Here is a 26,513-nt window from a genome sequence, read left to right as displayed (position 1 = left end):
GTTCCTCCGTCATTCATGACACGGACAAAGCGGTGTAAGAACCGGTCGCCGAGAGCTCGCGGGCGACGGCGTGGACGATCTCCAGAAAGTTCGCGAGTGCGGGGGAGAGGGGGCCGTCGCGGTAGGCGACCGCCATTTCGGTGGTGGGAGCGGGCGGCGGCAGTGGTTTGTAGACGACGCCGGGCCAGGGCAGGCGGCTGACGGAGGCGGGGACGATGGCGACGCCGAGGTTTCCGGCGACGAGGCCGAGCGCGGTTTGTATCTCCAGCGTTTCCTGAATGATCGTTGGAGTGAAGCCGGCCTGCGCGCAAAGCGCCAGGATATGGTCGGCGTAGCTGGGGCGAGGGAGGCGCGGGAAGAGGATAAACGGATCTCCGCGCAGGTCGTCGAAGCTGACTTCTGGAGAGGCGGCGAGAGAGTGGGAATCCGGGAGGGCCGCCATCAGTGGCTCGCGCAGGATCACTTCTCCAGCGAGTGACCGCTGTGGCGTGGAGGGGCGGACGAAGCCCAGATCGATGCGGCCGTCTTGAAGCGCTTGGATCTGTTCGCCCGAACTCATTTCATGTAGCAACAGCTCGATGCCGGGATATTGGGCGCGAAACGATCTCAGGATCTCCGGCAACAACGTGTAGGTGGCGGAGCCGACGAAGCCGATGCCCAGAGCGCCGGCTTGGCCTGCGGCGATCCGTTGTGCGACGGTTACGGCTTCGTCTGCGAGCAACAAGATCTGCCGCGCCCGTTCGAGAAACGCCGCCCCCGCCTCCGTCAGCCGGACGCTTCGCTTGGTGCGTGTGAGCAACACCACACCCATCTCCTGCTCCAGTTGCTGGATCTGGCGCGTGAGCGGCGGCTGTGAGATAAAAAGTTGCTCGGCCGCGCGGCCGAAGTGCAGTTCGTCGGCGACGGCGACGAAATAGCGTAGATGTCGCAGCTCCATGTTCGAAATAATACCCAAACCGTATTAATCTGCGCAATCTATGTATTGGACAGGCATTAGTTGGCCAACCATAATAGAAGCATGGGATTGATAGTTGCTCAAGAGGGCGCGGCGGGAATCGCCGCGGAAGAGTTATCACGGCAGAAAGCCGCGCAGCGCGTACAGCGGGCGATTGTGGCGCTGACGGGGTTCTGCGCCTTTCTTGATCTGTACGCGACGCAGCCGCTGCTGCCGCTTTTGATGCGGCTGTTTCATGCGACCGAAGCGCATGTCAGCCTCACGGTCAGCGCCGCGACGGTTGGCGTGGCGATCAGCGCTCCATTCGTGGGACTGCTGGGAGATCGGTTCGGGCGCAAGCCGGTGATCGTCGTCTCGCTCTTTGCGCTGACGATCCCGACAGCGCTGGCGGCGACCTCGGGAAGCCTAACATCGCTGATTGTCTGGCGCTTTCTTCAGGGATTGATCATGCCGGGGATCTTCGCGGTCATGATGGCGTACGTCAGCGAGGAGTGGGAAGGGCGCGGCGCGGGCTCGATGATGGCCACCTATGTGACGGGAAGCGTGCTGGCGGCTTTGTCGGCCGTTTTCTCACGGGGATTATCGCCGAGCATTTCCAGTGGCGTTATTCTTTTGCGGCGCTGGGCATTTTGAACTTCGTCAGCGCCCTCGCCATCACCTGTCTCTTGCCAGCATCGCGACGGTTTGTGCGGCAATCGGATCTCGGCGCCGCCCTGCGGGGCTTCGCGACCCATCTGCGCAATCCCGTGCTGCTCGCAACCTTCGCCGTCGGGTTCAACGTATTATTCTCGCTGGTGGGGGCGTTCACTTATATCACATTTTATCTGTCGGTGGCGCCGTTTGGGCTGAGCGCTGTCGCATTGGGAGCAGTCTTCCTGGTGTATCTGCTGGGACTGATCGTGACGCCGACCGCCGGGCCATGGATCGATCTATTCGGTCACCGAAAGGCGCTGCTGTTCGCGCTGGCGTCCAGCAGTGTTGGCGTGCTGCTGACGCTTGTTCCCGTGCTCTGGGTGGTGATCTTGGGGCTGGCGATTTGCTCCAGCGGCGTCTTCGTCTGCCAGGCGGCGGCGAGCAGCTTTGTCGGCGTCGCCGCGAAGTCGGCGCGGTCATCCGCCACCGGACTTTACGTGATGTGCTATTATATCGGCGGGAGCCTGGGCGCCGTTCTGCCCGGCATTGCCTGGGCGCATGGGCGATGGCCCGCCTGCGCCGCGTTGATCGTTGGGATCCAGGCCCTCGCCGCCATGCTTGCCGGGGTATTTTGGCCCCGTAAGCGTTTTGTGAGTTGACACATGACTTTCACTTCCAGTATAATCTCGTCAGAGAACTTTCACCCCGGTAAAACTGGGGAATGCGCGCTGACTGGGAAACTGGAGGCTGGGCGATGTCTGCAAAAGACATCGCCCAGCCTTATTGTTTTTAGAAATGAGTAACCGATGATTGTTCTTGTACCAGAAGCGCTTTACGGGCGATTGCTTTCCGAGGCTCGCACCCTTGCGCCCAATGTTACGCTGCACCCATATTCCGAGGACGCCGAGACGCCCGTGGAGGGGCTGGACGAAGCGGAGGGCGTGCTGCGCTGGGTCGGGGGTAATCGCTTTGGGGAACTTGTCGCCAATGGGCCGAAGGTGCGCTGGCTTCACACAGCAAGCGCGGGCGTCGATCATGTGCTGCGCCCCGCCGGCGTGCGCGACAAGTCAGGGCTTGTGCTGACCGACTCCGGCCCGGCGTTTGAGATCGCGATCTCCGAATTCGTGATGGCCTGGATCCTGATGGTCGCGCGCCGCATGCCGCAGCTGATGGAGAGTCAGCGCGCGCACGTCTGGAGATCCGAGATCCAGGACGAACTGTATGGGGCGACGGTGGGGATTATCGGCCTGGGACCGATTGGGCAGGGGATCGCCGCGCGCGCAAAGGCGTTCGGGATGCGCACGGTGGGCCTGCGCCGCAAGCCCGATCCGGTCGCGCACATCGACGAAGTGTGGACCGGGGACGACGGCTTGAACCGCCTGCTGGAAGCGAGCGATTATGTGGTGATCGCGGCGGCGGCCACCGATGATACGCGCGCTTTGATTGGCGCGGATCAGTTGGCAAAGATGAAGCCGGCGGCGTGGCTGATCAATATCGCGCGGGGCAGTTTAGTGGATGAGCCGGCGCTGATCGAAACCTTGCAGGCGGGGCGAATCGCGGGCGCTTGTCTGGACGTCTTCGCCCAGGAGCCGCTGCCGCAAGACAGTCCCTTATGGGATTTGCACAACGTCCACCTCGCTCCCCACAATTCGTCGGGCTGGTCGCCGGGCCTGCGTAACCGGCAAAAGGCGATCTTTTTGGAGAACTTGCGGCGCTTCGCCGCCGGCGAGCCGTTGGAAAACGTCGTCGACATCGCACGCGGTTATTAAAATTTCCGATGGAAAGACCGTCATGACATCGCGTTCCTATTTACGCGCCTTCCGGCATCGCAACTATCGCCTGTATTTCAGCGGCCAGAGCATTTCGATGGTCGGCGCCTGGATGACGCGCGTCGCCACGAGCTGGCTCGTGTATCGACTGACGGGATCGGCGCTGTTGCTGGGGGTTGTGGGGTTCGCGGGACAGATCCTGTCGTTCGTCCTATCGCCCATCGCCGGCGTCTTGGTTGATCGCTGGGATAAGCACAAATTGCTGATCTGGACGCAGATCCTCGCGATGATTCAGGCGCTCATCATGGGAATTCTCGTGCTCAAGAACGCGATCACGATTGAGGAGATCATCGTGCTGAGCGTCCTCCAGGGGATGGTCAACGCCTTTGAGATGCCGGTGCGCCAATCGTTTGTCGTGCGCATGGTCAACGACAAGGCGGATCTCTCCAACGCCATCGCGCTGAACTCCTCGCTCGTCAACCTCACGCGCGCCATTGGGCCGAGCGTCGCCGGCGTTCTCATCGCCGTGGTGGGGGAAGCGTGGTGCTTTCTCGCCGACGCCATCAGCTACCTCGCCGTCCTGACATCTCTGTTTCTGATGCGCCTGGAGCCCGACACGCGAAAGCCATCCGCGCATTCGGGCTTGATCGCGCAGATGCGTGAGGGCTGGCGATATGTCGTCGGCTTCGCGCCGATCAAAACGATCTTGATCATGCTAGGTATCTCCAGCATCGCGGGTATGTCCTATCCCACGATCATGCCGATCTTCGCCACGCGCATTCTGCATGGCGCGCCGAGCACCCTTGGTCTCTTGCTCGGATCCGCCGGCCTGGGATCGCTGGGCGGCGCCTTGTATCTTGCGTCCCGTAAGACCATCCTCGGCCTGGGGCGGATCATTCCCAAAGCGGCGGCCTTCTCCGGCCTTGCGCTGATCGCCTTCGCCTACTCGCATGTCGTCTGGCTCTCCGTGCTCATGCTCTTTCTCGCAGGCTTCGGATTTATGGTGCAGGTCGCCTCCACCAATACCCTCGTTCAGACGGTGGTGGAGGACGACAAGCGCGGCCGCGTCATGAGCTTCTACGCGATGGCGTTTGTCGGCACGGCGCCCTTCGGCAGCCTCATCACCGGCGCGGTCGCCGCCCGTTTTGGCGCGCCCTTCGCCGTTTCCCTCGGCGGCGTCGGCTGTCTGCTCGGCGCCCTCTGGTTTGCCCGGTCTCTGCCGACCTTCCGAAACGGCCTGCGTCCGATTTACATCCAGATGGGTATCCTTCCTGACCCCGCATCCATCGCTGTGCCGGAAGCGGCGGCGCACTAGCGGGGATCATCGAAACTCTGTACAAAGGCTGTATCGAAGCGCGAAAGACAAAGGAAACTCATGAGCACACTGGAAAACAAGAAAATTGCCTTAATTACTGGGGCCAATCGCGGGATCGGCCTGGAAACGGCGCGGCAGCTGGCCCAGCAGGGCGTCAAAGTTCTGCTCGGCGCGCGCAGCGCCGACAAAGGCGCGGCGGCGGCAGAAACACTAAAGGCCGAAGGGTTGGATGTCGAGTTTCTGCGGATCGACGTGGACGATGCGGCGACTCACGCATCGGCGGCGAAGCACATCGAGGAAACGTTCGGCAAACTGGACATTCTCGTCAACAACGCGGGGATTTCGGGGGACGAACAAGAAAACGGCGCAATCGTTCAAGCCAGCAAAACATCGCCGGCGGTTCTGCGCCGGGTTTTCGACACCAACTTTTTCAACACCGTTGCCGTCACGCAAGCGCTGCTGCCGCTGGTCCAAAAATCAGATGCCGGCCGCATCGTCTTTCTCTCCAGCATCCTCGGCTCGCTGACGTTGCACAACGATCCGAACAGCCCGATCTACAACTTCAAAGTCCCCGCGTACGATATCTCAAAGACCGCGCTGAACGGCTACGTCGTGCATCTCGCGCATGAGCTGAAGGACACGCCGATCAAAGTCAACGCCGCACATCCGGGCTCAGTTGTCACGGATATGAATGCGAATGGAGATATCCCGGTGGAGGAGGGCGCCAAGACCTCCGTGTTGCTCGCCCTGCTTCCCGACGACGGCTACAGCGGTAAGTTTATCTACCTTGGTGATGAATTGCCGTGGTGATAACGCATGAGAAGACGCGGATTATACATCCGCGTCTTCTCACATAAGGTTTACGCCTGTTCGCCATCGCTCTACGGAGCGGCGACCGGTTTGAGCGTGAGCGTTCGCAGGTTCATGACATGCACGGATGGTTTGGTCGTTGGCTTCAGGGAGATGGAAATCGTTCCGGATTTCGCGATCGTGACTGTTCCCAGCGGCAGGTCGGTGTAGGTCGTCCAGCTGGCGGTGGTGGGGACGGTCCCCGTGACCTGCGCGCCGGCGACATCCACCACGAACTGACTGCCGCCTTCGTCCGGAGGGCTGGAGACATTCGCCGTCATGGCGTAGGTTCCTGGCTTTGCGTTCTTCACCGTCCATTGCAGATAATCGTGCGGATCGGACCAGTTGCCGATATTGTCGGGCGTCCCCGTCTCCAAAACGAAGGTATCGCCGATCATCTGCGCGGAAAAGGCGGAGAGGGCGACTTCGCCGTTGGCGTCTGCGGTGACCACGGGCGTCGCGTCCGCCGTGGGCAGATAGGTGTCGAAGAGGGTGCGGACCCGCAGCGCCTTTTGCACTTGCGCGAGGGTTGTCTTCGCCGAAGGGGCGACGGTGATCGTGACCGGTGCGCCAGGGCGGAGATGGACGAAGTTGTCGGAATATTTGGCGTCGGCGCCCGCAAGGTCGATCCAGGCGAAGAGCGCGGGACGGGCTGAAGTCAAAGTCACCTGATACGCATTGCCTTGCGCGGCGACGGCAGTATGGATCTCCGGCGCGACAAGATTGAGTTGTTTCGGGCGCGCGAATGTCAGCAGGCTGGTGGAGACGGGCTCGCCCGGAACACGCAACTCCGCCCAGAGCAGCAAATTGCCCGCGCCTTCCTTGGCGATGATCGCGGCGTCTTCGAAGGAAAGGGCTCGCGTGCTGCTGGTTCCGGCAGGGATCGCTGCGCTTTGTGTCCCCTTTTGGACCAGTGCGCCGTTTGTTCGCGTCAGCCGCCAGTCAATCGTTCCCTTCAACGCGCGGGGATGATCGTTGCTGATCCAGAGCTCAGCATGGCCGCTCTGTCCATCGGCCTGCCCGGACAGCATCACCGGCGCGTAGGCGTGGCGCAGGCGATACCAGAGCGCCTTGGGGCGACCGTAGTAATCCACCATCGCCCAGCTCGTACCCGGCCAGCAGTCGTTATACTGCCAGACCAGACTGGCGCTGGAGTGCGGCCAGTCGCGCCGCCAGAATTCGACGCCTGTCAGAACGCCGTCGGCCTGCTGGATCTGGCTGAGCCAGAGCGTTGAATCGAAATCCTTTGGCGTTCGATAGTAGCGGCGGAACGTGCTCAGGATCATCTGGTTGCCGTCGCCCCAGTTGCGCTGGTGGAACTTCATGATCGGCGAAAGCACCGAATCTCGATCTTTCGGCGCCGTGTATGCGTCCACGGTGCGGGGCTGCGCGAACGCCTGGAACCCGAACTCCGACATAAACCCGTGCACGGTCCGGTAGGATTCAAAGGGCGCGGAGCCGTGCCAGACGGACCAGTCGTGCTCATCACCGGACTCCGGACTGCCCGGCGTGTAGACATCGTTCGGCGCGAGGCTATGGACGACATCCGCGAGGACATGGTGGAAGAGGAGATTGTAGTCCTCGTGGGTCATATGGTTGTGGTCGGTCTTGTCCGCCACAAATCCGATGACTTCGTTGTTGCCCGACCAGACGGCGATGCTCGGGTGATGCCGCAGACGGCTCACGTTGTCGACAGCTTCGGCTTTGACGTTTGCGAGCCATTTGGGATCGAATACGGGATACGAGGCGTCGGCGAATTTGAACTCCGCCCAGAGCAGCAGTCCCTTTTTGTCGGCCTCGTCGTACAGCGCTTCGTCCTCGTAGTAGCCGCCGCCCCAGAGGCGGATCAGGTTCATATTGTTGTTGACGGCGTTGTCCACATACCGCCGTTCTTGATCGGGACTGGCGCGGGTAATCAGCGAATCCATCGGAACCCAATTCGTCCCCTTGGCGAAGAAGCGACAGCCGTTCACGGTCAGCGTCATCAGGTTCGCGCTGGTCTTGGCGATCATGTCCAGCGTCCGCAGGCCGATGCGCCGCGTTCCGGAATCGACGACGCGGCCGCGCGCGTCGCGCAGCTCCACGCGCACGTCATACAGATTCTGCGGCCCCATTCCCGCCGGCCACCACAACTGCGGCTTGATAACCGTCAGATGCGGCGTAGCTCGTCCTTGCGCGAGCGCCGTATCGGTCTGGGCGACAGGATGTCCCGCAAATAAGACGGTGGTGTGCGCCGTCGTTGCCGCCGCCGTATCTGCCGTGATCCCGACCGCCAGTCCGACCTGGCCGTTTTTGTAGTGGCTCTGGACGACGCCGATATCCGTCAGCCGCGCTGCGTCCCATCCGACCAGCCCAATGCTTCGCCAGATGCCGCAGGTGATAATTTTCGGCGAGAAGTCCCAGCCCATCTGAAACGGCGACTTGCGGATGTAGCCCCAGCCATGCGCTTCGACCGGCTTGCCGGGAAACGCCGCCTGGTTCTCATGCGCTTTCAGATAAGGCTCGATGGGGGAGAACGTGATCTCAATGCGATTGGCGCCAGTATGAAGCAGCGGCCTGACGTCAAACTCCCACGTCCGGTGCATATTGTCGGTTTGGGCCACATCGCGCCCATTCACGCGAATGCTCGACAGCGTATCCAGTCCTTCGCAGCGCAGCCGTATCTCACGATGCTTCAGAAACGCCGCCGGAACGGTAAAACTCCGCGAGTAAGTCCATGGAACCTCGCCAACCCACTGCACCGCTTTCTCATTGTCGCGATAAAACGGATTGGGAATCTTGCCCGCCGCCAGCAGATCCGTATCGACGATCCCAGGGACCTTCGCCGGCAGCGAGATCCCGCGCGACGCCTGCGTCAGTCGCCAGGTCCCGTCCAGCCCAACGCGCTCCGGCGCCGTCGCGCTTATCGGGCTGCCGCCGGCCGTGGCGTGCAGCAAAAGTGTCGTGAGAATTGCGGTCGAAATCATGTTTGTGATTACCTAAGAGTGAGAGCATTGCAATGTAAGCGCTTTCATTTTTCACGGCAAGTATACCCGCCGCCGTTCTGCTTGCGCTAGCCTCTTCCTAGTATAAGACAGGCCGCCTCAGAATGATAGACAGCAATCCAGCTAATTTCTTATCGAATCATGCTGTGATTTTCTGTGCAATATGCTAATTAATGCAAAAAGACTATTTGTGAAAGTCTCCCGTGCTACGGCCCGATGATCGTGAAGGGAGTTTTTCGGCCAATCCGGTAAGTGGAAAAATCGTTGCGGTCGACCGTGAAGATCTTTGTGAGAGAGAGGCGCTCCGCAAGAGCGACCAATGAGGCGTCGGCGAAGTCCATCGGACGATCATTGTATTTAGACATCAGCTCCTCCATACGCAGGAGGTCGCGCGCGGAAGGATGTTCGAGAATGAAGTCTCCACGATTAATTGACCGCCAAAGCGCTTCCTGTGCTCTCCAGCCGACATGACTATGCGCGAGATACATTGCCTCTGCAAGCACAGCCATTGTTGTGTGAAATGTGCAATCCAACTGTTCGATGAGTTGACTGCATATTGTGTGGTGCCGATCATCGCGATCTAGAATTGCAACAATTGGGCCGGTGTCAATCAAGATACTGTTCATTCTTGTGATTTGGCGTATTTCTCATCGAGAATCTCTCGATAAATTTCTTTGTGACGAACGGAAAGATCATCTCGACCGCTCGCTCCGACGCCGATGAGGTCGCTGTAACGGCTCTTTTTCGGAGGCGAGAGTTCACGTTCCAAATACTGCTCCAAAGCCTGACGATGAATTTCGGAGACGGTAATCCCTTTTATTGCCGCAATTTGACGTAACTTATCCTGAGTGGTAGAATCCAATCGAACACTGCTCATAGTTTTACCTCTATAGTAGATTGTACCACAAGTTTAAATCGTGTAATACAGATAGGTTTTCATGCCCATCCGCACTTCTCAAAAAGCCGCGCTGTTCGGCGAATCCGTCATTCGTGAAATGACCCGTTTGTTTTTTGCGCGCGGGGATAAGCCCGGCGTCAATCTCGCGCAGGGGTTTCCGGATTTTCCGGCGCCCTTCGAGATGAAGGAGGCGGCGTGCCGCGCGATCCGTGACGACATCAATCAATACGCTGTCACCTGGGGCGCTCGCTCGCTGCGCCATGCGATCGCGGACAAAACCGCGCACTTTTATGGCGACCGCCCAGATCCAGAGCGGGAGATTACGGTGGCGTGCGGCGCGACCGAGGCGATGATGGCCGCGCTCATGGCTGTGGTCGATCCTGGCGATGAGGTGGTCGTCTTCGAGCCGTTCTACGAAAATTACGGCCCGGACGCGATCTTGTCCGGTGCGTTGCCGCGCTTCGTGACTCTGCATGAGCCCGATTGGAGCTTCGACCTGGCCGAACTGACGGCGGCGTTCAACAACAAGACGCGCGCGATCATTATCAACACTCCGAACAACCCCACCGGCAAAGTCTTCACGCGCGAAGAGCTCACTCAAATTGCCGATCTCTGTCAAAAATGGGACGTCACCGCGATCACCGACGAGATCTACGAGCATATGGTTTACGAAGGACCACACGTCCGGATCGCCGACCTGCCCGGCATGCGTGAGCGCACGATCACCATCAGCGGCCTCTCCAAAACCTATAGCGCGACTGGCTGGCGCATCGGCTGAGTTATATGAACAGTTTCCGCATCCGAGCGCAAAAAAACGCGGTATCCCGTCTCTCCCTCCACTTCTTCCGGTATTACCTTCTCCACAACGCGCGCCAATAGGTCATGCCGCTCTCCGTCCGTCAGGTAAGGGCTCGAAAGCGCCGTCGTTGCGTCCCTGAGCGCCGCCGTCATGAGTGTCGCATCGTCCAGCCTTTCGGAAGCAAAGCTTTTTTGCTGGGTTTTCAGCTCATTTAGGCGTTTAGTGAGGGTCGTGCGTTCTTCCGCGATTTTTGCGAACGCCGACCCATACACTGCAGGGTTGGCTCCAGCCTGGATGCCTTGAACCTGCGCGGTGACCGTTGCTGTTTCTCTTGCGTCGAGTGCGCGCAGGGCGGCTTCCGCTGATGCGATGGACGCTGGGTCAAAGACGACCATCTCCATGCGCCGATAGGCGTCCAGCGCCTCCCGCAGGACTTCCGGACGAGAGACGATGTCGCCAATCCCGTGCAGGATTAGCGACTCCGCCACGTGGGCGTCCAGGAGCTTCGGGTTGCATACGGTTCCACTGATGCTGCGCGAGGGGCGGGAGTGGGGACAGGAATAATAGTGGTAAGTCGTCTCTTTGATCGTGCGGCGCGTTCCCTTCATGGATCGCGCGCACAGCGGGCATCGCAGCAGGCCGCTGAGCAGATGCTTGCGGGCCGGGTTGCCGGAAAACGTCTGGCGCGCTTCGGACAGCCGGATTTGAACGCGGTCCCAGAGCGCCGCATCCACGATCGCGGGGCAGGGGATGATAACGGCGTTGCCCGTAAGAACCATCCGTGAAATCGTGGTGTTGCCCTTCTCCTTCGTGATCTTTTTGTGCCGGCCGTAGGAGGCCTGTCCCTTGAAGATCGGATTGGACAATAATGCGCGAAGGGTCGATGCGTACCAGGCTGACCCTCGGCTTGGCGAGCAGGTTCCTTGCAGCCATTTTGCGACGGAGCGCAGGCTGGCCCCGCCATCGTACATGCGGAAAGCTTCTCCCATAACCTGCGCTTTCTGAGGGTCCAGTACGTACGTGCCCGGCGCTGATTCGGGGTACAGTCCGCGCTGCTTATCCGGGTTTGTCACGACGTGGTAGCCGAATGCGACCCGGGAGCGCTGCGGCTGCACGCCGGACTGGGCGCGCCGGAGCGATCCTCCCTTCGTGCGTTCCAGAATGCCGTCCTTCTCCATTTCGGCGAAGCTCCCGAGCATGTTCAGCATCAGCGTGCCCATCGCGCTCTTATCGAGCTTGTAATCGGTCGTCAGAACCGTCGCATCAGCGGCGACGATGCGATCCACGACGTCGCGGATGATCCGGGCGCTCCGGCCCAGCCTGTCGATTTTAAATGCAATCAGGACATCGGCCTCGCCGCGCTCGATGGAGGCCAGCGCCTCCATCAGCGCGGGGCGCGCGGTGTACAGCGCGCCGCTGGCGTCCTCGGAATAGCATCCGACGACCTGCGCCCCTTCGGAGGCCGCCAGGCCGAGGCAAGCTGCTTTCTGCCCGTCGATGCTCGTTCCGTTCAGCTGTTCCGACGTGGATACCCGCAAGTAAATGGCCGCTCTTTTCATTCTCTACCTCATTCTTGTTTGGGGCTTCAGCGGCGGACGCCGCCTTTATGCTTTCATTGATACTCGCCTAAGGAACGCTATTCCGGAAGGCTGATTTTCTGCTGGCGTTCGCGCGACAGGGCCGCGAGACGGCGCGCCTCAAGGAAGAACCCGTCCCACCGGGCGGCGACTGCCTCCGGCGGCCATGCCTTCGTGCCCGCCGGACTTTGGTCGCCTGCGGAAGGGCAGCGCCTGTGCGCATGCTCTTGGCGTACAGAAGCATCTTTCGCATTGTTCGTCGTGGCTGTCATTTCTCCTCCGATCCATCCCCGTGTTGGGGAGGAAGCTCGTGAAATGCGGCGCCCGCCATTCTTGCCCTCGCAGCCGCACCCATGTGAGACTGTAGCGGAGACATGAAGCCGAGACTACCATCCGGCAACTGGAGGGACGCAGATTTGCACGCTACGCGTAAATCGATTAAGAAGCGGTGGCGAAGACGAATAAATGATTTTAGGGTGGTGTACAATACTGGATTTGGCGAGCCATGGCGACCTACGGGATGCGAGCTGCTACTATGCGTCGATCCATGCGTGCCTCCCTGCTTGACGCACTAGCCGTACACGTGTGGTGGACGCGATGACGCGGAGAGGTAAGATTGGCTTATGACAGAGATCACCCCCGATTACACAAGCCTTCTGGGAGAAATCAAGGGACGAATTCGTTCCGCGCAGTACGGCGCATTGCGGGCGGTCAACAAAGAGCTCATCGGGCTCTATTAGGACATCGGCCGCCTTATTGCCGATCGGCAGCAGGGACAGACCTGAGGGCAATCGATCGTCGGGCAGTTGGCGGCGGACATCCGAAACGAATTTCCAGGAATCCATGGTTTTTCGGAGCGCAACACCGATATATGCGCACGTTCTACCTGGAGTATCACGCGAAGCCAAAATTGCAACCATTGGTTGCAGAAATTGGGTGGACGCAGATCGCTATCAATCTCTTCGAGCGTTCCGGCGTCTTCGACTAAGCCTTCACGCAGTTTTGCTCAATCTGCTGCATCATCTCTGGATTTGGGTCTCGCGCTCCGTAAGACACTTCTGCTTTTGCGAATCCGAAGGGTTCGAATCTGGCATCGTGTGTCGCTTCCCACAATAGATATAGCAGAGACTTCGACATCAATGAGCCAAAAGACTCCTAAATTATGCTTGCCTGCCTTGAATTTGAACTGCACCCAACGTCAGTAATTAAGAAGGATCCTCGATATGCAGTGAAGAATATCCGAGTCATCGCTGCGCGAGACAACCCCGATGCTCATGAGGAAGCGGATGCCGATGATCATTGATGCGTTTCCGTTTTTCAACGAACTCGACATTCTCGAGATCCGGCTGGCCGAGCTCATGCCCGTGGTCGACCGCTTCCTGCTCGTCGAGGCGACCGAGACGTTTTCCGGTAAGCCGAAGCCACTCTATTTCGAAGTTAACAAGGAACGGTTCGCTGGATTCCCAATCGAGCACGTCATTATTGATAAGTTTCCAGATGACCTGCAGGGGCCATGGGCGCGGGAGAATTATCCGCGCCACCTGATGCGAGAGCGACTGGAGCTTAGCGGCCTCTCCCAGGAAGATGTCGTGATGCTGTCGGATCTCGACGAAATTCCGCGCGCCGAAGCTGTTGCCCGGTACGCTCGTACGCTTCAGCGCGAAGTGCCGGGCACGGTCTACGTCTTCGAGCAACATCTCTCCTACTACTTCGTGAACTATCGGGTCAACGAGCCATGGTATGGCACCCGCATGGCCCGGTGGCAGGACATCGCGGATATGCAAAGGCTCCGGGAAAGCCAGGGAGCCGTCATCAGGAACGGCGGGTGGCACTTCAGCTACGCAGGCGGCGTGCAGGCGATAAGGGAAAAGGTAGCCGGGTCCGCACACACCGAGTTCGACCGTCCGGCGTTCCTGGACGAAGCTCATATCGAGCGCTGCATGGCGGCTGGAACCGACCTCTTCGGCCGCGGCGGAGAGGGTTTCACCTGCGTGCCGCTTGACGAGACCTTCCCCGCTGCGATTGCTCGGAACCGCGAGCGCTACAACCACCTCGTGTTTGAGAAGCCGGCGGAGGCCAGAGCGCGGGATCTCTACGTAGCTGCGACCAACGCCCGGTCAGACATCTCCGAACACCTCCCCTACCTGTTCCGGCTGGCGTCCACGGTGAACCACGTCACCGAGATGGGAACCCGGACGGGGCAAAGCACGGCAGCGTTCGTCCACGCCGGACCAAAACGAATCGTCGCCTACGACCTGGTGAGGCACCAGGAGGTCGACAAGGTGGAGCAGGCTGCTATCGCCTGCGGGATCGACTTCATCTTCCACGAACAGGATGTGCTGCAGGCGCAGATCGAAGACACGGACCTGCTGTTTCTGGACACCTGGCACGTAGAAGAGCAGATGCGCCAGGAGCTTGCTCTGCACGCCGGCAAGGCGCGCCGCTTTATCGTGCTCCACGACACCCAGACGTTTGCGGATCTTGGAGAGACCGCCGTGATGGGCGGCGTTTGGCCACCCATCACGGATTTCCTACGGGCATCTCCCGAGTGGCATATCCTGGAGCACTTCCCCAACAACAACGGCCTGACCGTGCTAGCGCGAAGCAGAACGGCCGCTGGCATGATGAACGGCGAACCGTCTGAGGCAGGCGCCCTGAAGGAGGATATCGCTTGACACGCACCATCCTGACGGGAAACGATCCAGAACTGGTGCGCCTGGGCATCGTCGCGGCGGTGCGCAACTGTCTGCAGTACACCCAGGAGATGGTTGCCAGCATCCGGACAAGGCATACCCATCAGATCTACATCATCGACGACCGCTCGGACGAGCCAATGAAGCAGTGGCTCAAAAGCCGTCCCGACTTCGTGAGCATTACCGATCCTCCCGAGAGCACCGGGGTCGCCTACAACTGGAACGTTGGAATCGCGGCGGCGATCGTGGACGGCTGCAGCCACGTGCTTGTCGCCAACAACGACATCATCTTCCATCCCCGGACCATTGACGTGATGGTCGAGCGCATCAGCAGAGGCGATGCGGCGATCGTGACGGCGCACGACGTGGGCGGGACGTACCGGGATCCGAACCAGGTGATAGCGCTGCCGGTGGGGATCGACGGCGAAGACGGGCGGCCGGAGTTCTTTTGCTTCGCTCTCACCAGGGACACGCTCAAACAGGTGGGCTGGTTCGACGACAACTTCGAGGGGGCCTACTACGAGGACAACGACTATCACGCCCGCGTCGCCCTGGCGCGGCTGAGGGCGGTTCGCCTGATCAACGCCCCCTGCTTCCACCACGGCACGGCAACCATTCGGGACGACCCGCGCGCTTCGGAGGAGATCGGCCAGGCCGCTTCGCGCAACAAGGAGTACTTCGCGGCCAAATGGGGTCGACTGCCGGCGGGCAGTGAGGAGGAGATGCGGCGAACGTACTTCCCGGTTCCATTCAACCGGGAACGCCCGCCGAGGGATTCGGCGCAGGCGCGGGTGGACGAACTGTTCGAGCGCGTCGTTCGCATTCCCAGCGACATCAACGGGCACTTGGAGCTGCTCATGCGGCTGGGGGCTTCCGTCGACCGCATCACGGAAATCTCGCCGGGAGGATCCTGCTCCACCTGCGCCTTCCTCAAGTCCCGGCCACGAAGCCTGCGGGTCTACGAGCCGGCAAGGTCCGCCCATCTGACTCTGCTCGCAGGAGCGGCCCGGATTGCCGGCACGGAGTTCGAGTGGATACGCTCCGACGCGTCCAAGCCCATCGCGGAGACGGACCTTCTCTTCATCGACACGACGCACGTAGAAAGTCGGATGCGTGAGGACCTACGATTGCACGCCGGGCAGGCGCAGCGGTACATCGTACTGCACGATACCCAGACGTACGGCCACATAGGGGAAACGGCGGGGCATCGCGGCGTCTGGCCGGCGGTCTCAGAGTTCTTAAGGGGGCATCCCGAATGGCTGCTGCACCAGCACTACCCGCACAACAACGGGCTGACGGTGCTGCGCCGGACGAGCCCGACAGGGGCGCGGGAGGAAACGGCATGACCACACAAATACCTCTCGCGAAAATCGGGATCGTGATTCCAGTGCGCAACTGCCTTGACTACACCCAGGCGGCCTTGGAGACGATCCGCACGAGGCACCCCTATCAGCTTTACGTCATTGACGACTACAGCGACGAGCCGATGAAGTCGTGGCTCGCGAGCCGTCCAGACATCATCACGTTCACAGATCCGCCGGGCAGCACGGGCCTGGCATGGAACTGGAACCTGGGGATCTCAGCAGCCCTCGCGGACGGATGCACGCAGGTGCTGGTGATCAACAACGACATCCTGCTCCATCCTCAGGCCATCGACCGCATGGCGGCCCGGCTGGGGCGTGGGGATCTGGTGCTGGTGACCGGGGACGACATAGCGCCGCGCTGCAACGCTCCGAAGGATGTCTTCACGTGGGACCCCGCCGAGGAGCGAGAAGACCACCACCTGGACTTCTCCTGCTTTATGCTGGGCGAGCAGGCGATCCGCCGGGTCGGATGGTTCGACGAGGGCTTCCTGGGAGCCTATTTCGAGGACAATGACTATTATGCGCGGCTGGTGCGGGCGGACGAGCAGGCGTTACGCCTGTACTGCGCGCCATATTTCCATCACAGCATGCGCACGGTGAACAACAACCCCAAGACCCAGCCGCTGATCCAGCAACGGGCGGGGCGGAACGCCGAGTACTTCCGCACGAAGTGGGGCCGCATGCCTGCGGGCACGCGCGAGGACATGCTGTCCGAGTACAGCGCGTTCCCGTTCGGGCGGGAAGCGGATCAGGACCGGGACACCCAGGCTCGACGTCTTGAGCAGCTGTTCTGGACGGCGGTGGACACGCCCTCGGACATCAATGATCACCTGGAGATGCTCTACCGGCTCGCCTCTTCGGTGCACGATGTGGCGGAAATCGGCGTGGGCATGGCGCAGTCGACCTGCGCGCTCGCGTACACCCACCCGCGAAAACTGCGCGTGTACGAGGTCCCACGGACTGCGGCGAACGTGCGCGTGGAATACGCCGCACGCCTGTCCGGGATCGACTTCGAGCGCATTCCCGCCGAAGGAGAGGTCGTACGCCCGGAATCGACAGACCTTCTGTTCATCGACGGACTCCATGACGAGGAGCGTGTGGCATTGGAGCTGGACATCCATGCGCCGTTCGTACGTCGCTTCCTGGTGCTGCACGACACGGAGTCGTACGGAGAGCGCGGTGAGACGCCCGGTCACCGTGGGATCTGGCCCGCCGTGTCTGCCTACATGCGCCAGCATCCGGAATGGACGCTCCAGTCGCATCTGCCAAACAACAATGGATTGACGGTGTTTGTGCGCGATGGAGCATGAAAGATGCTAAAGGAGCAAAATTCCGCACAGAGTTATCCCAGTAGAATGCATGTATTAATTGGATTTCACCCACTAAAAGGATTTGACAGATTCTGGCATCAGTGTTACAATCGGCTAACATCACCAATCATTGGCGCTCCCGCTTCTGCATTATATCCGCCATCGGCAATCGTGCTCTCCAACGGCTTTTACGCGGATCTCGCATAATTCTGAGCCCAGTACTCAGAGGATAGCAAGAAAACCTTATTTGGTGAAGGTTAGGGAGTGGATGCAGTCATTGGATATTCTGTATATCTGTATTGGGTCTCATGCTGGGCGAGCGCGCTTAGTAAGCCACTTGGCCGAGGTCTACGATCAATGATTGGCATTTATTCGGCAATGCTGCCAATTTCAAACAAGCGCGCTGATACTAGCGAGTTTGTCGGAGTGCAGGTTGCTTGCCGCGAATTTGTGAAGAATCTGGCGCAGTATTCACCAGCAGGAGATGTTGGCCTATTCGTAAGTCAAGCCGAAGTTGAGCAAACGCGAAGGGCTTTGGCATTATTGCAAAGCGTCGATGGCGGGAACACTGACACTGCGAGTGTATGGGAGTTTGAACAAATTGGTGAGGCTATCCAGCAACGGGATATTACTGCATTTCACAACATATTAGCTCCTCAACTACATATCCTCGCGTACATACGTTCCAAATTTGCAAGCAAGCCATTCCCGATTACCGCGCTGACGCATGGATTCAGCGTACAGCCAGTCCTGTACGAGTTCTTTACCAGATATCTCCTGACACCAACACAGCCGTATGATTCAATTATTTGCACCTCCAACGCCGCAAAATGCGCATTTATTAAAATGATCGGTCATGCGCGGGAAAGTTTGGAGGCTACCGGCTGCCGGATACCAGACCGTCCATGCCGCTTCGATGTGCTGCCTCTCGGAGTAGATATCAATAATTACCAACCGCAGAACAGGGCTATCGCGGTTCGTCAACTAGGGTTACCTCCTAATAAGGTTATTCTGTTATATTTTGGCCGGATTAATCATCTCACTAAGGCTGACCTCAATCCTCTGCTTTTGGCGTTTCAGAACCTGGTTGAGAAACATGGAGATCAGATCGTTTTGTTGCTCGCTGGGAACGCAACGCCAGTCGAAGTGGTGAGCATAGAAGCGTTTTGTCGGCGCCTTGGAATTGCTGATCAGGTTGTTTTGCGCCCGTCGCCGTCTCTATTGGAAGGGCCGCTTTACTACGCGGCTTCAGACATCTTTGTTGGCTTGAGCGACACCCCGCAAGAGTCTTTCGGTTTGTCCATTCTTGAGGCGATGGCCTCAGGGCTGCCAGTTGTGGTGTCCGATTGGTCTGGCTATCGCGAGACGAGTGAACACGGCAGGACAGGCTTCCATGTACCCACTCTCTGGGGCAAGGCCGACGATGAGGTTGCACTATTTTCCCCATTGATCAATTGGAAACAAGATGATCTTCATCTTGAACAGTCTATCTCGACTGACTTGCACTTCTTGACGCACTATTTGGATTTGCTTGTCTCAAACCAAGATCTGCGTAAGGGTATGGGGGATGCCGCTAGGCAACACTGCGTATCTAATTACCGATGGGAAAACGTAATTTCCCAGTATTGGGCGCTTTGGAATGAATTGGCATCGATAGCGACGTCTCGGCAACACCCAGAATACCCTTCAACACTGCCGATGGGCGATCAGCCCCGTTATTTCGAAGCGTTCTCGCACTTCCCGACGAGATGTCTCACAACAAGCGACCATCTGACGATAACTGAGCGCGGCTTGCATGCGGCCAAAACGCCTCAATCCATGATTATACATGACGAGATGCGAGGCGTCCTTTCGCAGCGCGCAATGATTGCATTACTCCGGTTTCTGAGGTTCAGGAAGAGTTTAAAGCGTTCAGTTACGGTTGACGAACTCGTCGTCCCATTCGGTAAACGCTATCACTTCTCTCCATCACGCCTGATGGCGCACATCCTCTGGCTAATCAAATATGGTCATATGACTGCTGCACAACAAACCTGATTGCGGCCTCTTGGTGAGATAACTCTGTGGTAGGTCTGAAAATGGACACTCTTGAATGTGATGTTGTGATTTCGACGGTATTGCGAGAAAGAAACTATTTAGATCGACTTTTTGACAGCATGAATATTTCGAGCCCTGTGTCCCTTGTCGTAGGATCACCGGAATCGGCATACCTGGAAGGCTATCGCTCCTCAACGGATCTTAGGATAATTGAGGCGGATGAGGAATGGGAACTGCTAAAGCAGGAGCCGGTCCGGCGGCGGGCTTCATGGAATTATTGGCGTTGCCTTGCATTGCAGCCATTGGATCGAGATCTCCTTCTGCTTGAGGACGATATACAATTTGCTCAGGGGTGGCTTAGTCGATTTCTGGACACAACGGCCGTTATCAATGCCCGATATGGCTGCGGATACGTATTGTCTCTCTACTCCGCCCATCCGTTTTGCGGGTACGCCTATGCTGGGGGAGCAATGTATGCCGAGTTTCCGCCCCAGAGCTTTTATGGGACCCAGGCCACCTACTATCCAGCAGCAATCCGAACTGGGTTTGCGCAATACTTGAGGAAGCATGGGGTCGATGAGTTTCGCGAGCCATATGACCTTCTTTTGGGACGGTATGTGGCGGAGAATCGCCATCGCCTGATTGTCACTGCTCCATCGTTGGTTCAGCACATCGGTGAAGAGACAACTGGATTGGGCAGCTTCTATCATAGAGCAGCCTGTTTTTCAGAATCTCTCTGAATCACATCCCGGTTGGCCGAGGAGGAGGTCATGATTGGCCGGTCTAACATGTGGCTTTAATATTTTGGGGTTGGTGAATAGAACGGCATATGGCTATCACACCTTGAATATTGCAAGAGCGGCAATCGATGTAGCTTTGGACGTATCGCTCTGGCCCTTTGGAGAGATTGAATATCTGCCAGAATTTCATAAGGAGTATTCAAAAGCCGTTGCAGGGCAAGAGACCTGTGACTACACCTTACCGAGTGTTAATATCCTGCCGCTCTCGATGAGCTGCCTTCACGTGGGGGGTGGACCGAGAGTAGCCTGGGTTGCCAATCCTTCCACTAAATTTCGCGCGCATCATGCACTGCAACTGCGCAGCCAGGATTTGGCGGTTGTTCCATCGAAGTGGGCTCGTAGTGTGATCGAGCAGGAACTGCCAGGGATACCATGCAGCGTTGTGCCGGAAGGGGTCGACACAGCCGTGTTCCATCCGAACGTCGAGCCGTTTGCCCACTTGTTTGGCAACGCCACCAAGTTCATCAGTGTCGGCAAATGGGAAACCAGGAAGGGGCAGAACGAACTTGTACGGGCCTTCAACAAGGCATTCGAGCCCGGCGATCGGGTGGCTCTGATACTTGTATGCCATAATCATCAAAACCGCGATGTCAATCGTTATTGGTGCGACCTGTGCCGGAACTGCAAACTAGCCGACAAGATCCTGGTGTGCAACGATCATTTCCAGTTTCAAGAGGAGATTGCCAGGTTGATGGCATGTGCGGATTGCGGTGTGTTCCCATCGCGGGCTCAAGCTTGGTGTTCCGAGGCGCTTGAGATGATGGGAATGGGCAAGCCTGTCATCGTCACCAATTGCTCTGCGCATACAGAACACTGCAATCGCAACAATTCGCTGCTGATCGACATTGATGAGCGAGAAACGGCAAACGACGGGATTTGGTTCCATGGCGATGGCGATTGGGCCAGGCTGGGAAGTGCCCAGGAAGAACAAATGGTTGGGCACATGCGCCATATACACGTCCTCAAGCAAGCGGGGGAAGATCTTTTCAATCAGGCTGGCGTAGAAACCGTCCAACCGCTTACCTGGCGGAATACGGTAAACAGGCTATTACATGCAGTGGATTGCTTTGGTCAGGAGTACACAGGGTGACTTACCGAATTATAGATTCAACATAGCACTGCAAAAATGTATTGACAGATTGCTAATGGCGGCTTACAATGTTGTGAGATTATGTTGTTTTAAATGCACTAATAAAGCAAGCTACCTTGTCCCGTGATTCCTGCCGGAAAGCGCAAGGCGACGCTCTGTACGTTATTGCTTTCGTATCGGATGTGCATTTGATATGCAGGAGGAGGTTCAGGATGGCTGATTCCCAAGGTGTGGCGATTACAATAAGTTTCCCCACCACCCATGGCTCGGGGGGGAGAGCTGACCAATGGACGATATTTGGTCAACCCTTCAGCGTTGCCGCGTGCAACGACTGTGTGCCAGACTTTGGCACAAATGGGTGGAATGTCACAAATCAATCGCCAGTGGACCCCGTGGGGCCTAACTACGGACCTGGAACGGCCAGAGTTTGGGTGCCTTGTGACGCCATTCCAGGTGTCTATAGTGTTGTGTGCATGTTTCCTGTCAATTCTATGGATGGAACTACTGCTTCTAAAAGTGCAGATTTCACTGTCATCGCCAACCCTGACCCGACTAAGACTACCATTGATGGCATAGACCCATGCCCATAGTAGCGCCTGGAGGAACAGAGCAATGATCGGACCGTCCCCCAACACCACCGGCAACGTCGTGGCGTCGCCCCTGTGCGTCGCCTGCTCCGGCTCGGACGCGAGCCAAAACCATGCCAAGACCTCGTCGGATTATGGCCCGCCTCCCGACATCGCGGGACTGCCTTCGATATACAAGTGCTGCACCTGCAATAAATGCATATGTGTCTGCCTGAAGAAGTAATCAGGACGGAACTCGACCGGGAGCCGATAAGGGCTCCGGGAGAACGCCATGCTCAGGACCATCGACGCAAGCGGATACGACGTGCTTGACCTCTCGGAAGCGTGGTGCGCCCCGTGCGCCGCTTGGAGACCTCACCCGCAAACCGACGGCAATCTGCGGGTTGACCCGGAGATCTCGCTCCCAAGCCCCGGGATGGACGTCGATGTCGCCTACTTCTACAACGCCGCCTCCGCCTACGACGGCCCGTTCGGGTACGGACGGACCCTCAGCACCAACCTCCTTTGCCAGGCACAGCTCTTCACCACGCCCACCACGTTCACCCTGGTCACACTCACTCGCGGCAACGGGGCAGTTGTCACGTACACCGACTTGGGTACGGGCACATTCTATCCCCAGTCACTTGGCGTGCTGAACACATTGGTCAAGGATACCACCAACAGTTACTGGAAGGAGACCACCCAGGGCGGCATTACCGCAGCGTATCCCCTTGACACAACTGGAAAGGTCACCACCGTCTCCTACGCCCAGGATGCGGTCGGTAACACGCATACCTTCTCATACCTAAGCTCGGGACTTCTGCAGAGCCTTACCGAGGGGGCGGGGCGGAAGGTCACCTTCTCTTACGATGTCTCAAACAAGCTGCAGCGCATCCAGGACTGGGCCGGACGCAATACTACGTTCGCCTACGGCACGGCCGGAGGCAAGACCGTCCTCGCGAGTGTCCAGGGGCCATCGGGCTGCATCACCCAATACGGTTATGACGCCACGCCACTACTGAATTCCATTACCGACCCGAATGGTTATCTGACCAGCTATGCCTATGACGCACAGGGGCGCGCTATCCAGCGATTTGTCCCGGCGGCGGGACTGACGAAGTACCTTTATACCGGCAGCCATATGACGGTGGTGGACTCGCTTTCAGCAGTGACGACCTATTCGCTGGGAGTCCAGGGAACGATACTTGCCATCCAGACGCCGCTGGGGCAGGTAACCTCGTTCGGGCTCTCTAACGGCCTTGAGTTCCGCCGCCTTGAGCCGACCGGTGCCATTACGACGACAAACTACGACATCGGATCTCGCCCGGCCTCGACGATAGATGCGCTGGGCCGGACCACATCGTACGGGCGAGACGGGTTTGGAAACGTGGTGACGTTGACGTACGCGGACGGGACGAATGCCGTCAACCTGTACGGCTATGCAGGGAGCCCATTCGACTCCACCGGCACAAAGCGGCTTCCCCAAGTTTCCATTGACGCTCTGGGGAATACGACGACACTAAGCTATACGAATCGGGGGCAGATCGCAAGCCGAGTTGACCCGCTTGGCAATACGACGACGTACGGCTATGACCCCTTTGGCAATCAGACGACGGTGACAAACCCGCTGGGCAACATATGGACGAGCGTGTACGATCTGGCGGGCAACGTGATCGCGAAAGTGGATCCCCTGGGCAACCGCAGCAGCGTATCCTATGACCCGCAGAACCGGGTCGTCGCGGAGACGGACCCGCTGGGCAACGTCACGACGAACGGCTACGACAGCAACGGCAACCGCACGATCCAGATCGACCCGCTGGGGAACCGTACGACGTGGACCTACAACGTGTGGGACAAGCCTGTCACGGCGACCAATCCGATCGGCGCCGTGAGCACGACGGTGTACGATTTGCTGGGTCGTCCGCTGGCGCGCATCGATCCACTGGGCAACCGCAGCACCACGGTGTACGACGCCAACGGTCGCGAACAGTCGGCTATTGATTCGCTGGGACGGATGACGACGTATGGCTACGACGCCGCCAGTCGCCAGGTTGCGTTGACGAACCCGCTGGGGAACACAAGTACAACCGTTTACGACGTTGCTGGACAGCGCATCGCTCACATCGACCCGATCGGACGCGCCACGACGGCGGTCTACAACCTCGTCGGCCGTCCCTTCGCTAGCATCGACGCGCTGGGCTACCGCTCAACGACTCTCTACGACGCATCTCAGCGCCCTGTCGCATCCCAGGACGCGCTGGGCCGGCTGACGACCAGCGTCTACGACGCCGCCAGCCGTCCCATTGCCTCGATCGATGCTCTGGGCAACCGCTGGACCAATGCCTACGACGCGGCCAGCCGCCGGACTTCCGCTGTCGACCCACTCGGCCGTACTGCCACCACGGTCTATGACCTTGCTAACCGGATGATCGCTTCGGTGGACGCGACCGGCGCACGCACCTCTTACGGCTACGACGCGGCAGGCCGTCGGACGACTATGCAGGACGCGCGCGGGAATGTGACCACAAACGTCTTCGACCGGGACAGTCGCCTCCAGGCGGGCGTCTCGGCGCTGGGCTATCGCACGACGCAGCTCTACGACGCCGCCAGCCGGAACGTTGCGACGCAGGACGCGCTCGGCCAGCTCTGGACCACCGTCTACGACGTCGCCAGCCGGGCCGTCGCCCAGGTAAACCCGTTGGGCCAGAGCGTGACCGCTCTGTACGACGGCGCGGGAGAAGCCGTCGCATTCCAGGACGCGCTCGGACGCCTGAGCACGACCGCCTACGACGGGGCCGGCCGGACGCTGGCTCAGCAGGACGCGCGTGGTTACTTCACGACCTTCGTGTACGACGCGGCGGGGCAGCGTCTCGCGGTGGTGGATGCCAACGGGCACGCTACGACCAACCTCTACGACAAGCGTGGCGCGGTGCTCTCGACGCAGGACGCTCTTGGCCAACTCACCTCCTTCCAGTACGACCCCGTCGGCAATACCAGCCTTCGCACCGACGCGCGCGGGATCGTCACCACCTATACCTACGACGTGCTGAACCGGCAGGTCGGAAGGGTCTACCCGGACGGCACGCTCAACACCTTCACGTACGACCGGGCCGGGCAGCAGACGACGCTGCAGGACGTCACGGGCGCCACCACCTACGCCTACGACGCCGCCGGCCGGCTCTCCCGCCAGGTCAACGGCGCCGGCAAGGCCCTCTCCTACGCCTACGACCCCGCCGGCAACCGATCGCTCCTGCTCGACAACGACGGCAGGCTGACCACCTACTCCTACGACGCGCAGAACCGGCTCACCTCGATCTGGAACCCCTACGCCGAGCGCACGACCTTCACGTACGACGCGCTGGACCGGGAGCGGATCAAGACGTACGCGAACGGCATGACCGTCAGCCACCTCTACGACGGGGCGGGTCGGGAGCTGGTGACGGACAGCCGTCGGGCGGACGGGACGGCGGTGGCGACCTACACGGCGACCTACGACGCGGCCGGCAACCGGCTCATGATGCTGGAACTCAGCGGCATCGTCACGACGTTCGGCTACGACGCCTCGAACCAGCTGGTCCTGGAGCAGGGCGGCGCGAACAGCCGCAGCGTCACCTATGCCTACGACGGGGCCGGCAACCGGGCGGCGCTGACCCGGCTGGGCTTCCAGACGACGTTCAGCTACGACGCGGCGAACCAGCTGACCGCCTCGCAGTTCTCCAACCAGGCGCGGACGACCAACACGTACGACCGGAACGGGAACCTGACCGGGGTAATCCCGCAGGCGGGGACCGGGGTCCAGACGACGTACCTGTGGGACGCGGAGAATCGGATCGTCTCGTTCAACGGCGGGGCGAACGCGTACTCGGCGGACGGGAAGCGGCAGTCGGGGGGCAACGGGCGGTTCGTGTGGGACGGGGAGAACGTGCTGGGGCAGACGGACCTCAGCGGCAATTCCATCCTGCACTTCACGGACTACCCGGGCGAGTGGGGCGGGCTGACGTCGCTGCGCGACCTCCAGAACCTGGACAGCCTGTTCTACGTGTACGACATGTCCGGGGACGTGCGGGCGATGGTTGACGCGACGGGCACGGTGACGGACACGTTCGACTACTATGCGTTCGGGGACATCGCGGGGGGCTCCCAGACGACGAACTTCACGCGGCTGATGTACCGCTACAAGGGGAAGTACGGGTACTACTGGCCCGGCTCGAACGCGTTCTACTACGTGCGGGACCGGTGGATGTACGTGGAGATCAACCATGGGCGCTGGTTCAGCAGGGACCCGATTGGGTTTGATGGAGCTCTATATTCTGCACTGGCGCTACGAGGGAGAACAAACCTTTTAAACTTATATCAATACAGTTTCAATAACCCAATTAAATATTTTGATCCTTCGGGTAACATTCCGATATCAATTGCGACGGATCCCTTTATTTGTGCGGAGGTCTCAATTGGTGTTTATCTTGCGTATGTCCATACCCCGCAGCATGCATGCAACCACGGATATACTCACTGTATGGCTTGTTGCGAGATAACACATGCGGTAGATGCATCCTGTGCAATAGCCTTCCAACTTATTCAGGATGCTGGCTCTTCAAACCAGGGTCGAGGGACGGCTTGTGTTGCCGGCATAAAAGTTGCTGGCTCAAATCAGTCTTGTCATCAAGGTTGTATAGCGGCTTTTCCGTGGACAAAACCGCCATCGCCATGTTGCGATTTCCAAACTGTTAGCGGAGTCACATACGATTGTTGTAAATTTCTTTCTCATCCGACGCCTTTGCCTGGTGCCTATTAATCTGAACCCTACTGGTTGTACTTTAAATTGGCTTGCCACTTATCTTAACAGTAGACGTAAATAATCAATCCGGTAGGCG

General features: G+C 59.1%; 19 protein-coding genes and 1 pseudogene. 15 read left to right on the top strand and 5 right to left on the bottom strand.

What is annotated here, in order from left to right:
* Positions 1-13: 13 nt before the first annotated feature.
* The gene (locus D5261_RS31545; protein WP_119321743.1) at positions 14-937 is read right to left on the bottom strand and encodes a LysR family transcriptional regulator; all 924 of its coding nucleotides are present in this window, start codon (positions 935-937) and stop codon (positions 14-16) included.
* An 87-nt stretch (positions 938-1,024) separates the two neighbouring features.
* Here D5261_RS31545 and D5261_RS31540 point away from each other — a divergent pair, with 87 nt between their 5' ends.
* The 5 genes from D5261_RS31540 (at position 1,025) to D5261_RS31520 (ending at position 5,482) form a co-directional block, all read left to right on the top strand.
* On the top strand, positions 1,025-1,588 hold the full coding sequence (locus tag D5261_RS31540) for an MFS transporter (protein ID WP_165864240.1): 564 nt from the start codon (positions 1,025-1,027) through the stop codon (positions 1,586-1,588).
* Positions 1,585-2,247 (top strand): MFS transporter, encoded by a 663-nt coding sequence (locus D5261_RS31535; RefSeq protein ID WP_165864239.1) that lies wholly within the window; start codon positions 1,585-1,587, stop codon positions 2,245-2,247. Before D5261_RS31540 ends, D5261_RS31535 begins: the two co-directional genes overlap by 4 nt.
* A 147-nt stretch (positions 2,248-2,394) precedes the next feature.
* Positions 2,395-3,357: a D-2-hydroxyacid dehydrogenase gene (locus D5261_RS31530; protein WP_119321740.1), complete on the top strand. Its 963-nt coding sequence runs from the start codon at positions 2,395-2,397 to the stop codon at positions 3,355-3,357.
* A gap of 22 nt (positions 3,358-3,379) precedes the next feature.
* A complete protein-coding gene (locus D5261_RS31525; protein ID WP_119321739.1) occupies positions 3,380-4,672 on the top strand; it encodes an MFS transporter in 1,293 nt (430 codons plus the stop codon).
* A gap of 69 nt (positions 4,673-4,741) precedes the next feature.
* Positions 4,742-5,482, top strand: coding sequence for an SDR family oxidoreductase (locus D5261_RS31520; RefSeq protein ID WP_119321880.1), 741 nt, complete (start codon positions 4,742-4,744; stop codon positions 5,480-5,482).
* A gap of 71 nt (positions 5,483-5,553) precedes the next feature.
* On the opposite strand, the gene D5261_RS31515 is transcribed toward D5261_RS31520, so the two are convergent.
* The 3 genes from D5261_RS31515 to D5261_RS31505 all read right to left on the bottom strand — a co-directional run bounded on the left by D5261_RS31515 (position 5,554) and on the right by D5261_RS31505 (position 9,382).
* Positions 5,554-8,487 carry a glycosyl hydrolase 2 galactose-binding domain-containing protein gene (locus D5261_RS31515; protein ID WP_119321738.1) on the bottom strand — a complete coding sequence of 978 codons (2,934 nt, stop codon included), beginning with the start codon at positions 8,485-8,487 and terminating at the stop codon, positions 5,554-5,556.
* A 224-nt stretch (positions 8,488-8,711) separates the two neighbouring features.
* Complete coding sequence (locus D5261_RS31510; RefSeq protein WP_119321737.1) at positions 8,712-9,131, bottom strand: type II toxin-antitoxin system VapC family toxin; 420 nt, start codon at positions 9,129-9,131, stop codon at positions 8,712-8,714.
* Positions 9,128-9,382, bottom strand: a complete 255-nt coding sequence (locus tag D5261_RS31505) for a CopG family ribbon-helix-helix protein (RefSeq protein ID WP_119321736.1) — start codon at positions 9,380-9,382, stop codon at positions 9,128-9,130. The genes D5261_RS31510 and D5261_RS31505 overlap by 4 nt, the downstream gene beginning before the upstream one ends.
* 61 nt (positions 9,383-9,443) lie before the next feature.
* Here D5261_RS31505 and D5261_RS31500 point away from each other — a divergent pair.
* A pseudogene (locus tag D5261_RS31500) lies at positions 9,444-10,178 on the top strand (pyridoxal phosphate-dependent aminotransferase); the annotation flags it as partial.
* On the opposite strand, the gene D5261_RS31495 reads toward D5261_RS31500, so the two are convergent.
* Positions 10,151-11,761, bottom strand: a complete 1,611-nt coding sequence (locus D5261_RS31495; protein WP_119321734.1) for a recombinase family protein — start codon at positions 11,759-11,761, stop codon at positions 10,151-10,153. The pseudogene D5261_RS31500 and the gene D5261_RS31495 sit on opposite strands and share 28 nt — an antisense overlap.
* A 641-nt stretch (positions 11,762-12,402) precedes the next feature.
* On the opposite strand from D5261_RS31495, the gene D5261_RS31490 reads away from it, so the two are divergent.
* The 9 genes from D5261_RS31490 (at position 12,403) to D5261_RS31450 (ending at position 26,434) form a co-directional block, all read left to right on the top strand.
* A complete protein-coding gene (locus D5261_RS31490) occupies positions 12,403-12,519 on the top strand; it encodes a DUF1016 domain-containing protein (protein WP_165864237.1) in 117 nt (38 codons plus the stop codon).
* A 528-nt stretch (positions 12,520-13,047) separates the two neighbouring features.
* Positions 13,048-14,454: a glycosyltransferase family 17 protein gene (locus tag D5261_RS31485; RefSeq protein ID WP_119321732.1), complete on the top strand. Its 1,407-nt coding sequence runs from the start codon at positions 13,048-13,050 to the stop codon at positions 14,452-14,454.
* On the top strand, positions 14,451-15,818 hold the full coding sequence (locus tag D5261_RS31480; protein ID WP_119321731.1) for a glycosyltransferase: 1,368 nt from the start codon (positions 14,451-14,453) through the stop codon (positions 15,816-15,818). Before D5261_RS31485 ends, D5261_RS31480 begins: the two co-directional genes overlap by 4 nt.
* Positions 15,815-17,146, top strand: coding sequence for a glycosyltransferase (locus tag D5261_RS31475; protein WP_165864235.1), 1,332 nt, complete (start codon positions 15,815-15,817; stop codon positions 17,144-17,146). The genes D5261_RS31480 and D5261_RS31475 overlap by 4 nt, the downstream gene beginning before the upstream one ends.
* 357 nt (positions 17,147-17,503) lie before the next feature.
* Positions 17,504-19,183, top strand: a complete 1,680-nt coding sequence (locus D5261_RS31470; protein ID WP_119321729.1) for a glycosyltransferase family 4 protein — start codon at positions 17,504-17,506, stop codon at positions 19,181-19,183.
* 41 nt (positions 19,184-19,224) lie between these two features.
* Positions 19,225-19,923: a hypothetical protein gene (locus D5261_RS31465; RefSeq protein WP_125206017.1), complete on the top strand. Its 699-nt coding sequence runs from the start codon at positions 19,225-19,227 to the stop codon at positions 19,921-19,923.
* A gap of 34 nt (positions 19,924-19,957) precedes the next feature.
* Positions 19,958-21,073, top strand: a complete 1,116-nt coding sequence (locus tag D5261_RS31460; protein WP_119321727.1) for a glycosyltransferase family 4 protein — start codon at positions 19,958-19,960, stop codon at positions 21,071-21,073.
* Between the two features lie 612 nt (positions 21,074-21,685).
* Positions 21,686-21,883 (top strand): hypothetical protein, encoded by a 198-nt coding sequence (locus tag D5261_RS31455; protein ID WP_119321726.1) that lies wholly within the window; start codon positions 21,686-21,688, stop codon positions 21,881-21,883.
* 48 nt (positions 21,884-21,931) lie between these two features.
* Positions 21,932-26,434, top strand: coding sequence for an RHS repeat protein (locus D5261_RS31450; RefSeq protein ID WP_119321725.1), 4,503 nt, complete (start codon positions 21,932-21,934; stop codon positions 26,432-26,434).
* Positions 26,435-26,513 lie beyond the last annotated feature (79 nt).

It is taken from the genome of Capsulimonas corticalis, assembly GCF_003574315.2.
Taxonomy (GTDB): Bacteria; Armatimonadota; Armatimonadia; order Armatimonadales; family Capsulimonadaceae; genus Capsulimonas; species Capsulimonas corticalis.
This window is presented reverse-complemented; position numbering and strand designations above follow the sequence as displayed.

What these genes read in the sequence shown, in the direction of transcription:
- D5261_RS31505 (WP_119321736.1), bottom strand. Translation starts at nt 9,382, where the DNA reads ATGAGCAGTGTTCGATTGGATTCTACCACTCAGGATAAGTTACGTCAA.
- D5261_RS31525 (WP_119321739.1), top strand. Translation starts at nt 3,380, where the DNA reads ATGACATCGCGTTCCTATTTACGCGCCTTCCGGCATCGCAACTATCGC.
- D5261_RS31470 (WP_119321729.1), top strand. Translation starts at nt 17,504, where the DNA reads ATGATTGGCATTTATTCGGCAATGCTGCCAATTTCAAACAAGCGCGCT.
- D5261_RS31465 (WP_125206017.1), top strand. Translation starts at nt 19,225, where the DNA reads ATGGACACTCTTGAATGTGATGTTGTGATTTCGACGGTATTGCGAGAA.
- D5261_RS31450 (WP_119321725.1), top strand. Translation starts at nt 21,932, where the DNA reads ATGCTCAGGACCATCGACGCAAGCGGATACGACGTGCTTGACCTCTCG.
- D5261_RS31455 (WP_119321726.1), top strand. Translation starts at nt 21,686, where the DNA reads ATGATCGGACCGTCCCCCAACACCACCGGCAACGTCGTGGCGTCGCCC.
- D5261_RS31495 (WP_119321734.1), bottom strand. Translation starts at nt 11,761, where the DNA reads ATGAAAAGAGCGGCCATTTACTTGCGGGTATCCACGTCGGAACAGCTG.
- D5261_RS31545 (WP_119321743.1), bottom strand. Translation starts at nt 937, where the DNA reads ATGGAGCTGCGACATCTACGCTATTTCGTCGCCGTCGCCGACGAACTG.
- D5261_RS31515 (WP_119321738.1), bottom strand. Translation starts at nt 8,487, where the DNA reads ATGATTTCGACCGCAATTCTCACGACACTTTTGCTGCACGCCACGGCC.
- D5261_RS31475 (WP_165864235.1), top strand. Translation starts at nt 15,815, where the DNA reads ATGACCACACAAATACCTCTCGCGAAAATCGGGATCGTGATTCCAGTG.
- D5261_RS31485 (WP_119321732.1), top strand. Translation starts at nt 13,048, where the DNA reads ATGCTCATGAGGAAGCGGATGCCGATGATCATTGATGCGTTTCCGTTT.
- D5261_RS31530 (WP_119321740.1), top strand. Translation starts at nt 2,395, where the DNA reads ATGATTGTTCTTGTACCAGAAGCGCTTTACGGGCGATTGCTTTCCGAG.
- D5261_RS31490 (WP_165864237.1), top strand. Translation starts at nt 12,403, where the DNA reads ATGACAGAGATCACCCCCGATTACACAAGCCTTCTGGGAGAAATCAAG.
- D5261_RS31510 (WP_119321737.1), bottom strand. Translation starts at nt 9,131, where the DNA reads ATGAACAGTATCTTGATTGACACCGGCCCAATTGTTGCAATTCTAGAT.